8 protein-coding genes are annotated in these 11547 nt (G+C 63.7%); 3 read left to right on the plus strand and 5 right to left on the minus strand.

Translation table 11 applies throughout. The annotated features are described in order from the left end of the window. Positions 1 to 24: 24 nt before the first annotated feature. A complete protein-coding gene (locus ACLBYG_RS29800) occupies positions 25 to 810 on the minus strand; it encodes an enoyl-CoA hydratase (protein WP_447683880.1) in 786 nt (261 codons plus the stop codon). Then, the gene (locus tag ACLBYG_RS29805) at positions 807 to 2075 is read right to left on the minus strand and encodes a CaiB/BaiF CoA transferase family protein (RefSeq protein ID WP_447683881.1); all 1269 of its coding nucleotides are present in this window, start codon (positions 2073 to 2075) and stop codon (positions 807 to 809) included. The genes ACLBYG_RS29800 and ACLBYG_RS29805 overlap by 4 nt, the downstream gene beginning before the upstream one ends. 225 nt (positions 2076 to 2300) lie before the next feature. On the opposite strand from ACLBYG_RS29805, the gene ACLBYG_RS29810 reads away from it, so the two are divergent. After that, complete coding sequence (locus ACLBYG_RS29810) at positions 2301 to 3638, plus strand: MFS transporter (protein WP_447683882.1); 1338 nt, start codon at positions 2301 to 2303, stop codon at positions 3636 to 3638. A gap of 83 nt (positions 3639 to 3721) precedes the next feature. Beyond that, the gene (locus ACLBYG_RS29815; RefSeq protein ID WP_447683883.1) at positions 3722 to 4435 is read left to right on the plus strand and encodes a GntR family transcriptional regulator; all 714 of its coding nucleotides are present in this window, start codon (positions 3722 to 3724) and stop codon (positions 4433 to 4435) included. Positions 4436 to 4680: 245 nt separating this feature from the next. On the opposite strand, the gene ACLBYG_RS29820 is transcribed toward ACLBYG_RS29815, so the two are convergent. Beyond that, positions 4681 to 6114, minus strand: coding sequence for a diguanylate cyclase domain-containing protein (locus tag ACLBYG_RS29820; RefSeq protein ID WP_447683888.1), 1434 nt, complete (start codon positions 6112 to 6114; stop codon positions 4681 to 4683). A 415-nt stretch (positions 6115 to 6529) separates the two neighbouring features. Next, positions 6530 to 8887 carry a bifunctional diguanylate cyclase/phosphodiesterase gene (locus ACLBYG_RS29825; protein ID WP_447683884.1) on the minus strand — a complete coding sequence of 786 codons (2358 nt, stop codon included), beginning with the start codon at positions 8885 to 8887 and terminating at the stop codon, positions 6530 to 6532. A 442-nt stretch (positions 8888 to 9329) separates the two neighbouring features. Here ACLBYG_RS29825 and ACLBYG_RS29830 point away from each other — a divergent pair, with 442 nt between their 5' ends. After that, positions 9330 to 11021 (plus strand): methyl-accepting chemotaxis protein, encoded by a 1692-nt coding sequence (locus tag ACLBYG_RS29830; RefSeq protein ID WP_447683885.1) that lies wholly within the window; start codon positions 9330 to 9332, stop codon positions 11019 to 11021. A gap of 210 nt (positions 11022 to 11231) precedes the next feature. Here the strand turns inward: ACLBYG_RS29830 and ACLBYG_RS29835 are convergent. Next, on the minus strand, positions 11232 to 11547 hold a 316-nt coding region (locus ACLBYG_RS29835; protein ID WP_447683886.1), incomplete at its 5' end, for an SLC13 family permease.

Here is an 11547-nt window from a genome sequence, read left to right on the forward strand (position 1 = left end):
GATTGTCGGATCAGGGCCGCGACGTCAGGCGCCCGACCAGGCCGCCGGCCTCTTGTCGAGGAAGGCCCGGACGCCCTCGGCGAAATCCTGGCTGCCGTAGCAGGTTCGGATGCCGGCGCGGCCGTCGGCGTCGGGATCGAGGGCGAGCGCCGTCAGCATCTCCCGGGTGACGCGCATGGTCACCGGGGCGTGGCCGAGCAGACGTTGGCAGAGCTGCGTCACGCGCGCGTCGAGGGTCTCGGGCCTCTCGATTGCGGCGAGGTAGCCGAGCGGCTCCAGGCTCTCGGCCGTCGGCATGTCGGCCAGCAGAAGCATCCGTTTGACGGTGCTCAGGCCCAGCGTCGCCGTGAGGCGACGCAGGTTCGCGGGCGACAGGCAATTGCCGAGGGTGCGGGCGATCGGAACGCCGAACCGTGCGCCCGGCGTGGCCACCCGCAGGTCGCAGGCATTGGCGATCGCGAGTCCGCCGCCGACTGCCAGCCCCTCGATGACAGCGATTGTCGGGACGCGCACGCGTTCCAGCCCAGCGACATAGGCATCGATCCGCGCCTCGTAGGCGACCCCGTCCTCCCCGGTGAACCCCACGAACTGCTCGATGTCGGTGCCGGCAACGAAGGCCTTGCCGCCAGCCCCGCGCAGGACCGCGACGCGGATCGTCGGGTCAGCCTCGATCCGGGCGAGGCTGTCGGCCAGCTCCTCGTACATCCGCCACGTCATCGCGTTGCGGGCGGCGGGCCGGTCGAACGTCAGATGGGCAATGCCATCCTCGGCGCGGTAGCGGACCGCGCCCTCCCGCTCGGTCGCGCTCACGGTGCGAACGCGCCGCCCGCGCGTAGCGCCTCGGTATCATCGTCGTCGAGGCCGAGCTCCTGGAGCAGGCTCTCCGTATGCTCACCCAGAAGCGGGGCATGCATCCGGGTGCGCGGCGGCGTCCCTGAGAACTTCACGGGGAAGCCGATGTTGGGCACGCTGCCCTCGTTGGGATGCGGAACCTCGATCCGCATCTCACGATGGCGGCCGTGCTCGCTCTCGAACGCTTCCGGATAGCTGTTCATGCGCCCCGCCGGGATGCCGACCGCGAGCAGGTGGGTCACCCACTCCTCGGCGGTCCGTTCGGCGAAGCTCTTCTCCAATTCCTCGATCAGCACGTCGCGGTTGGCGAGTCGCGCCGGGATGTCTGCAAAGCGTGGATCGTCGACGAGGTCAGCTCGTGCCAGGACGTCGCAGAGAAGCCGCCAGAGCTTCTGGTTGGTCGCGCCCATGACGAAATAGCCGTCTGAGGCGCGCACCGCCTGATAGGGCGCGCTCATCAAGTTCGCAGTCCCGAGTGGTTTCGGAATGCGGCCAGTGCCCCAATACTCCGAGATGTCCCAGATCGAGAACGCCAGGGCGGAGTCGAACAGCGACGCGTCGATGTACTGGCCCTCGCCGCTTGTCTGCCGACCGATATAGGCGCTCAGGATTCCGTAGACGCAGAACAGCGCGCAGCCGATGTCGGCCACCGGCACGCCGGCCTTGACGGGAGGCCCGCCGGGATGGCCGGTCACGCTCATCACCCCCGACATCGCCTGAGCCATCAGATCGTAGCCAGGGCGCATCGCCCAGGGACCGGACTGACCGAAACCCGAGATGCTGGCATAGATCAGGCGCGGATTGTGCTCGCGCAGCACCTCGTAGCCGAGCCCGAGCTTCTTCATCACACCCGGCCGGTAATTCTCGACCAAGATATCGGCGGTGGCCACGAACTTCATGAACAGCGCGCGGCCAGCCTCGCTCTTCAGGTTGAGCGCGATGCTGCGCTTGTTCCGGTTCATGTTGAGGAAGCCCATGCTGTCGGGCCCCTTCATCTTGAACCCCATGGCGCCGCGGGTTTGGTCGCCCGTGCCCGGCGGCTCAACCTTGATGACGTCGGCGCCAAGATCCGCCAGCAGCATGCTGCAGAACGGCCCCGCCATCACCTGCGTGACGTCGAGAACCCGTAGGCCCGCCAGCGGCAGCGGGCGGGTGGGCGCCGTGGCAACCGCATCCTCCGGCGCCTGAGCCGAGCGATCGTCGGGACGGCCGATATCATCCATTCGGGCTCTCCTCCCACGACGCATCCTGGGCGTCGCCTTTTTGCATTCTGCATGCATAAGTCGATTTCTGGAGCATGCAACGCATTTCCGGCCGCCACGCATAAAAATGCATTTTGCGTGCAAAATGCATCTTGCGGAGCCCCGCTCCGGCGCGCAGTCTGAGCGGAGACACGCAGCGACATGCGATGGGTGCGGAGCCAACCGCGCCCACGGGAGGAACAGCCGATGAGCCTGGGATCCGGCGGCGTCACGCACGCCCTACGCCGTACGTTCACGACGACGCGGGGGCGCGTCTTCGCGCTGCTCTGCCTTGTCTACTTCATCACGTACGTCGATCGGGTGAACCTCTCGACGTTGGCGCCGCTGATGGCGACAGACCTTCACCTGAACAACGTCGAGCTGGGCTTTGCCCTATCCTCGTTCGGCTACACCTACGCGCTGTTCCAAATCCTCGGCGGAATGACCGCCGATCGCCTCGGCGCGCGTCGGACCCTGGTCCTGTGCGGGATTGTGTGGACGGTTGGAACACTTCTGACCGGGTTCGTCGGCGGTCTAGTCACCCTCGTCCTCGCCCGACTGCTTCTGGGCATAGGCGAGGGCGCGACTTTCCCTGCCGCGACCACCGCGATGACACGCTGGGTTCCGCAGGCCGAGCGCGGCTACGCACAAGGTGTCGTCCACTCGTGCTCGCGGCTGGCCAACACCGTAACGCCGCCCTTGGTCGTTCTGATGGCGGCCTATCTCGGCTGGCGGGGCACCTTCATAGCGCTCGCAGCGGTGAGTTTGTCCTGGATCGTCGTCTGGGGCCTTTACTTCCGGGATGAGCCGAGCGCCCATCCGGGTTGCACGCCGGAGGAGCTGGCGGAGTTGCCGGCACCGCGCAAGGCGATCGGTGGGCCGTCGGAGCCGACCCCTTGGTCGGCGCTCCTGCGCGGTATGCTGCCGACCACGCTGGTGTACTTCTGCTATAACTGGACCTTGTGGCTCTACGTGACTTGGCTGCCGAGCTACTTCGTCAAGGCGCAGGGCCTTAACATCAAGGAATCGGCGTTCTTCGCCTTCGGTGTGTTCGGTGCCGGCGTTGTCGGCGATGCCTTGGGTGGCATCTGGGCCGACCGCATCTATCGCCGGACCAACGATCTCGCGCGGGCGCGTCGCACGGTCATCGTCGTGAGCCTGCTCGGCTCGATGGTCTGCTTGCTTCCCGTGCTCTTCGTTCACGAACTCGCGGTCGTCGCCCTCTGTCTGAGCGGCGCGTTCTTCTTCCTCGAACTGACGGTTGGCCCGATCTGGGCGATCCCGATGGATGTGGCACCCAAGCACGCAGGCACGGCCAGCGGCATCATGAACACCGGCTCGGCGATCGCAGGCATCGTTTCGCCGCTGGCCTTCGGCGTGATCGCTCAGCTTTCCGGAAGCTATGCCCTGCCTTTCGTCGGCTCGATAGCACTGCTGCTCGTCGGTGCGGTTTTGGCTTGGCGGCGCCTACCACGGGGCGAGGTGACAGGGAGCGAGACAGCGCATGCGCTGTCGCCGACAGCGGTAACCGGAAACGCGGTTTAGCGGGATGCGGTCACCGAAAAATGTTGCCGGGCGCGCAGCTTCGATATGAAACGGCAGGACAGAGAGACCTCCTGACGAATGCGATGACGCAGCCGACGACCCTTATCCGGACCAACCTCCACGACATGCTCGTCGCGGGCATTCGCGAGATGGTGATCGCCGGGGCGCTGCGCCCCGGCGACAAGATCTCTGAACAAGCGCTCTGCCAGCGATACGGCGTCTCGCGTACGCCGTTGCGAGAAGCGCTGAAGGTGCTCGCCTCGGAAGGCATGCTCGAGCTGCTGCCTAGGCGCGGCGCCATCGTGGCGAATGTCAGTCCGGAGGAGATTGACGAGCTGTTCCCCGTGATGGCAGCCCTTGAGGCGCTCGCGGGTGAATTGGTATGCAAGCATGCCAGCGATGCAGACTTGGCGCGCCTAGGTGCCATCCATGAGCATATGATGCGCGCGCATGCAGCCAGGGATGAGCCGACATACTTGGAGGCGAACCGCAGCTTCCACGAGACCCTGGTGTCCGTAGCTGGAAACGCCACGCTGACAGCCAGCTATATGCAGATCCTGATGCGGACTCGGGCGTTTCGTTTCGTGGCTCGCAAGAGCCCGGAGAATTGGCAGGCCGCAGTGCGTGATCACCACGCCATCATGGACGCTTTGAAGGTCCGCAACGCCAATCGATTGTCCCGGCTTCTGCGACGGCACGTGATGGGTGTGACGGTCAAGATCGCTCGGGATGCCATCGCCGCAGCCGCAGACGGGAACGCCTCCATCGAAACCGGCGAGCTGCCGAAATCCGCCTGACAGCAGACCGAACTTGGCCGTAAGCGGTATGACCGCTTCGGAGTAGCCCCGCCCGAAAAGCGGACAGCCTGTTATCGACCCATGCCGGTCGTAGGAGATGCTGAAGGCAGAGCCCGAAAGCAGCCATCGGTTGGCAGTTGGGCGGCTATGGTCCCTGACAAAAAGCGGTCGTGTTGCCGAGAAGCCGCAGATCGTGACCGAAAGGCCGAAGGATGCCACCGAAGCAAGAGCTTGCCGATCGCCAGTCATGCGGAAAGAAGCTTCTCGGTCGACACCATTCGCAATGAAGCACTTAAAGTCTCTGTTTTGCCGGTGACGATATCAATCGTGCGGACCTGATTGCGCCCCCCCCGTTTCGCTTCATAGAGCGCGGCATCTGCGAGGCTCAGCCACTCAGTCTGGGTCGTAGCGGACCGCCGGTCAGCATACAGCAGCCCCACGCTCACTGTGACTATGCCGAGGGGGCTCAGGGCATGGGGTAGCGCCAGGGCTTCGATTGATCCTCGGCAATCGCGAGCGACATTCAGTGCGTGAGCCTCTTCGACGCCGGTCAGGACGACCGCAAACTCTTCTCCTCCTATCCGAAAGGCGATCCCGCCAGCGCGCGCTGCACACATCGCCAGTTCTGCTCCAACGGCCTTTAACACCAAGTCGCCGGCTGGATGTCCCGAGTAGTCGTTAAAGGCCTTGAAGCGATCTACGTCGATCAGCGCAAGCGCACACCGCTCGCGCGACGAGGCTCTCTCTAACTCTGCGAGTTTACGATCGAAGTGGCGGCGATTGGGGATGCCAGTCAACGCATCAGTCAACGCAAGGGCGGCGAGTTCTGCCTCCGCGACCGCCCTACGCCGCAACTCGCTTCGCAGCAGTTGGAGAAGGCACAGCAGAGCGATAGCAAGTGTGCCGACAATCAGGACGATCGCCGTGGCTCGGGCGTGCCACGCCGATCCTATCGTGCTGAGCGGAACCGACACGACGACGTGCATCGGCAATGTCCCCACCCGATGAGCCACGTGGAGGGCTTCCGCACCGGCAGAGCTCGAGATGAGGGTAATATGATCCGCCTCGGCGATCACCGAGAGCGTCTGCCGATCGAGAGGATCAGCGGCTGGGTATTGCACGGGGGGCTGCCCACCTCCGGTCGAAAGGCTGTCATCGAACAGCACAGTGATTTTGAGGTTGAGATTGCGGTTGAGGCGAGCGAAGACCGCCTCGAAATACGCGAGTTCGATCGCTCCAACCACGACGCCGGCAAACGCTCCGTCCGCGTAGGAGAAACGCCGGCTCAATGGGATCATCTCACGACCACTGACGCGCGTGCGCCACGGTCGACCGACGTAAAGGCCAGCATCTCGGTTGCGCTGAACCTGAAAATAGACCCGATCGGCACCATTCAGCCGACGCGGCACCAAGGAGCCGGAGTCGATGAATGCGTCACCCTGAGCGTCGAGGACGAAAATCGCCCCGTAACCTGAGGCCGTCGCCGCTCGATCGAAAAGGGCAAGGTGCCGAACCTGGGGCGAAACGCCCTCGAGAATTGGATCCCGCAGACGATCTGCCACTGCTTGCAGCGACAGGTCGTAGAGCTCGAAGTCACGTGTCAAAGTGCGCGTCATGCTGTCCAGCAGCGTCTCAGCGCCAATCTTTGCCTGCTGCCAAGCTGCGTTGCGCAGGCTCACGATGGCCAAGCCCGCGCATCCGCAAAGCACGATGGTCACAGCCAAGCCGGCGGCAATCAGAAAGCGCGGAGAGCGGATGCGATCGCGTTTTTGGTGTACTCGAGGCATTGAACGTCGGTATGAGTGATCCCACGCGACAACATATGCTATGGGGTATTAAGCCGCCCCTACCAGACTGGCAGCGCAAGGATTATGTACCTGAAGTTGCATTTCCTGCAAGTGTTTGAGCAGCTAGAAACTGGTCTCGCAAGGTAGTTGATAGGACTGATATACATCTGCTATGGCAATCTAACTCTCCGAAGCAGTCTGTTTCAGTTCCACCCAAAACCGTCTGTCCGAAAACGACCCAATACAGCCATACAGATGGTCGTCAGCGCGACCCGAAACTGGGCGGTCATGACATTCGATCGTGAACCTATGCCGACAAGGCCATTGGCACCGTTCTCTCAACCAATCGCTGCGGCCGCCCGACTAGGTAGCCCTGGATCGCGTCGCAACCGATCTCGCGCATGAGCGCAAGCTGCGATGGCGTCTCTACGCCTTCCGCCTGGAGCGCGACATTCAGCGCACGTGCGATCTGCGTGATGCCTTTCAGAACCGCCAACGAGTGGCGGTCAGTCTCCGCCGTAGCCACGAACGAACGGTCCACTTTGATGCGGTCGAGCGGCAAGTCGCGCAGATGGGCCAGCGACGAGTAACCCGTGCCAAAATCATCCATCGCCACCGTCACACCGAGGCGGCGGATGGCGTTCAGGACCTTGGCGATCTGAGGGCCATCCTCGACGATTGCTGTTTCCGTAAGCTCGATCTCCAGCCGTTTGGCTGGCAGTCCACTCTTGGCCAGAGCCTGCGTGAGATCGGACAGAAGCTGCGGCGAGCGCAGCTGAACAGGTGAAACGTTCACCGCGACGTAGACATCGCTCGGTAATTGCGCGGCCTGTCGGCAGGCCTCCAGCAACACCCAAGCGCCGATCGGGACGATCTGTCCGGTCTCCTCCGCCAAGGGGATGAAACGGGCCGGGGAAACAGCCCCGAGCGTCGGGTGATCCCAACGGATCAATGCCTCATAGCCGATGATCCGATCGTCAACGAGTGAGATCACCGGCTGATAGGCCAGATGCATCTCCCCACGTTCAATCGCTGTTCGCATGTCCGTTTCAAGCTGAACCCGATCGGCGACGGTCTTCAGCATGTCGCGCGTGTAGCAGCTCGTTCTACCTCGACCCTGACGTTTCGACTCATATAGCGCGATGTCGGAGAACTGCATGAGTTCGATCGCATCGCGCGCATCATCTGTGCAGCACATGCCAATGCTGCAGCCAATCGACACTGTGAGGTCATTGATCCCGTACGGGAGGGCAAGAGCCTCGATCACCTCCGTGGCGACAGCCATCGCCTTTGCCTGATCGCCGTAGACCAGCACCGCCATCTCGTCGCCGCCAAGCCGGGCTACGAATCCGTCCGATCCCGCAATCGTCCTCAGCCTGTTGGCAACCTGTATCAGCAGCTGATCACCGACGACGTGACCATAGGTATCGTTTATTTGCTTGAAGCGATCGAGATCGATCAGCAGGAGCTTGACGACTTGCTTGGGAACAAAATCGCGATTCAAACGCGCATTCAAGGCGCGGCGATTGGCAAGCTTGGTCAGGGGATCGGAGAAGGCCAATTCCGTGATCCGGCGCTGTGCCGCGCGCTCTTTGGTGACGTCGTCGAAGGTAACGACGTTACCGCCTTCCTCGATCGGACGGATCTCGACCTGCAGAATGCGTCCGTCGTCAAGCGGATAGTCGATTTGCCTCGAGTTTTCGACGTTCCGCCATTCGTCGACCCGCTGGCGCGCCGCCACGCGCCGCTCTGCGGCCCAATGATGACGATCGCCGACAATGTCGATGATCTGGTCGATAGTTTTGCCCGTCAGGTCGACATCGAGAGGGATGCCATAGATTTCAGTGTATCGCCGATTGTACAGGCGCACGCGCTCGGACGCGTCCAGATATAACAAGCCGTTCGACATATTGTCGAGTGCGGTTCTCAGGACCGAAGAATGGGCGCGCTCCTGGGCGTCGAAACGTTGTGTTGCAATTATAGTAAGGAACGCCCCGAGGAACAGCACAGCAGCTCCCGAAGTGGTGAAAATGCTGAGCACGATATTCTCGTGCGGAAAGCCGCTATAATCCTGGGTGCGCGCTAGCGTCGTGCCGGCAATCGCGACGAAGTGAGTACCAGTAACGGCGAGGGTGAAAAGAGCGCAAACTACTCGGGGCGTCGCCAAGCGCCTCGGCAGTCCACAAGCCAGCGCGAGGCTGCAGGCACCAATACCGGCAGCCAGAATGTCTATAAGCGGCGAATGAGTCTGTTGGCATCCCTCAATCGCCGCCATGCCGGCGTAGTGCATCCCGCCGATACCAAGCCCGGCAATCGCACCAGCCATAGAGCGGATCCGCCACGATGAAAAAAGCCGTGCCGCAGCCAACGGCAGGCCTGCGACTAAGATACCGATCAGTGCCGAGAAGATAGTTGTCGTGTCGTCAAAGCTCAGCACCATGTCGGGTCGGTAGCCCAGCATGGCGACAAAATGAGTTGTCCAGACGCCCAAGCCGGCCACAACCGCGGTGCCCGCGATCCAACGGTATCGGTGAGCAAGATCGACCTCGCTGACCGTACGCATCAAAGTAGCGACCAGCCATCCAGCCGCGAGGCAGATGACTACGGCAGTGAAGACGAAGCCGATTGAGTGGTCGGCAGCTAGGCGAGCAGCACCATAGATCATAGGCCGCCTATAAGAGCCCACACCTGAAATTCGAATGAAGAGACACGATGAAGATGCCGTTCAAATTGAGGCCGTGGCGTAGCGTTTAAAAAAGACAAGTCCCTGTGTCGCAGCACCCCATCCTTATCGAAAGGCATTCTCCGTAGGCACCACTTCTCAGGAATGAAAATCCCGGGATCACAACTCGAGGTGGATGGAATAGCAAGATGCCGAACCTCAGCCCAAACAAATCACCTTAAATTGAGGGTAGATTGACCTGACGGGCTTCACGCCGCCCGCAAATTTTAAGGTCTCAGAGCGGAAGAGGGCCTGCTTGGCGGGCTACCTGTGAGGGCGGGAAGTCGGCCCAGGCTTACCTCTTCGTGCCCGTGTGGCTGCCCGATCCCCTGCGCTCCGGCAGGAGGTGACGCGGCGTGCGGGACATCTCGTCCAGGACCGGATCATGCGCCTTCACCTGACCGTCAAAGCGTCGCTCCTCGCCGCCTTCGGCCTCCTCGCGCTCCTGTGCGCCGGTCAGGCCGTTCTCACGACCCTCACGCTTTCGGGCATCCGGGCCAGCGTCACAGGCGTCGCCATGAACTGGCTCCCCTCCGTCGTGGCGATCACCAACATCCGCGCAGCCGCCTCGGAGGTGCGCATCAAGCAGCTGCGAACCCTGACCCTGTCCGGCAGTCCCGAGAAGCGGGCCGAGAACGCTCGGCAGATCGACGAGGCAGTTGCGGCGCTCGCCGCTGCCCGCAAGGCCTACGAACCGCTGATCTCCTCGGCCGAGGAGCGGGCCCTCTACGACGCTTTCGGCGCCACCTGGGATCGCTACCAGACCGTCGGCCGCGAGGCGGCGCGCCTCGCGGAGACGGGTCAGAGCGCAGACGGCATCCGGCTCATGGCCGACCCGGCCAACATCGATCTTTACAACGCCGCCCGCAACACGCTGGCCCAGGACGTCGCCCTGAACGAGCGCGGCGCGCACGTGGATGCCGACAGCGCCGTGGCGGCGACCGAGTCCGCGACCCGGATGGCCTACCTCGCCATCGCGCTGAGCGTGCTGGCGGCCTGCGGCGCGACCGCGTTCGTGCTGCTGCGCGTGTCCCGCCCGATCCAGGCGATGACGGAAGCGATGACCGTCTTGGCCGCGGGCGACACGGGCGGCGAGGTGCCCTACCGCGCGCGCCGCGACGAGATCGGCGCGATGGCGGCGGCCGTTCAGGTGTTCAAGGACAACCTGATCCGCACCCGCCGTCTCGAGGAGGAGACCGCGCAGGCGCGCTTGGCCGCCGAGGAGCAGCGCAAGGCCGGCATGCGGCAGATGGCCGACGACTTCGAGGCCGCGGTTGGCGGGATCATCGGCACGGTGTCGTCCTCCGCGACCGAGCTGCAGGCGACCGCGCAGGCGATGACCGCCACGGCCACCGAGACCGCGACCCAGTCGACGACCGTGGCGGCGGCGGCCGAGGAGGCCGCCTCCAATGTCAGCACGGTCGCGGCCGCCGCCGAGGAGCTCGGCTCCTCCGTGCAGGAGATCGGCCGGCAGGTGCAGGGATCGGCCAGCCTCGCCCAAGCCGCAGTGAGCGAGGCCGATCAGACCGCCCACCTCGTCCAGGCTCTCAGCCAGAGCGCGGCGCGGATCGGCGACATGGTCGGGATGATCTCCGGTATCGCCGCCCAGACCAACCTGCTGGCCTTGAACGCCACGATCGAGGCGGCGCGCGCCGGCGCGGCGGGGCGGGGCTTCGCGGTGGTGGCCTCCGAGGTCAAGGCGCTGGCCGAGCAGACCGCCAAAGCGACCGAGGAGATAGCGCGCCAGATCGGCGAGGTTCAGGGGGGGACCGCACAGGCTGTGACGGCGATCAGCGGGATCACGGGGCGGATCCGGGAGATCGACGGCGTGGCGACGTCGATCGCGGCGGCGGTGGAGCAGCAAGCCGCGGCCACACAGGAGATCGTGCGCAACGTGGCGCAGGCCTCGGCGGGCACTAACGAGGTGACGGGCAACATCGCGGGCGTGGCGCAGGCCTCGGAGGAGACGGGGGCGGCGGCTGGTCAGGTCCTGTCGGCGGCATCGGAGCTGTCGCGGCAATCCGAGCACCTCGGTGCCGAGGTCAATCGGTTTCTCGCCACTGTGCGTGCGGCCTGACCCGATCTCGTCCCGGCCCTCGCGGGACAAGATCACTACGACGTCGAACGTCCGCTTCCGCCTCAGCTTGGACGGAAGCGGACTGACCGGAAACCACCCAACCCAGCCATTCAGTGGCGCCCGCCAGCATGGCCGGAAGTGGCCGAAAGCAGCCCGGCAGCTTTCAGCAGAGAGGGCATGAAGAGCGGATAGACGCATACCATGCACAGATCACACGGGATGAAGAGGCCAGACAAACGCAATTAGAGGAATACCGACCACGATCACGATGAGCGAGAGCGGTAGCCCGAGCCGCGCATAGTCACCGAAACGGTAACCACCCGGGCCCATCACGAGCGTATTACACTGGTGGCCAATCGGCGTGAGGAAGTCACAAGCGGCGCCCAGCGCTACCGCCATTAGGAAGGGATCCAGGCTGAGGCCCAGCCTGGTCGCAAGCTTCGCGGCGATTGGACCCATCACGAGAACCGTGGCGGCGTTGTTGAGAAACGGCGTGACCGCCATCGCCAGGATCAGTACGGCGCCG

Source organism: Methylobacterium sp. D53M, from assembly GCF_053345625.1.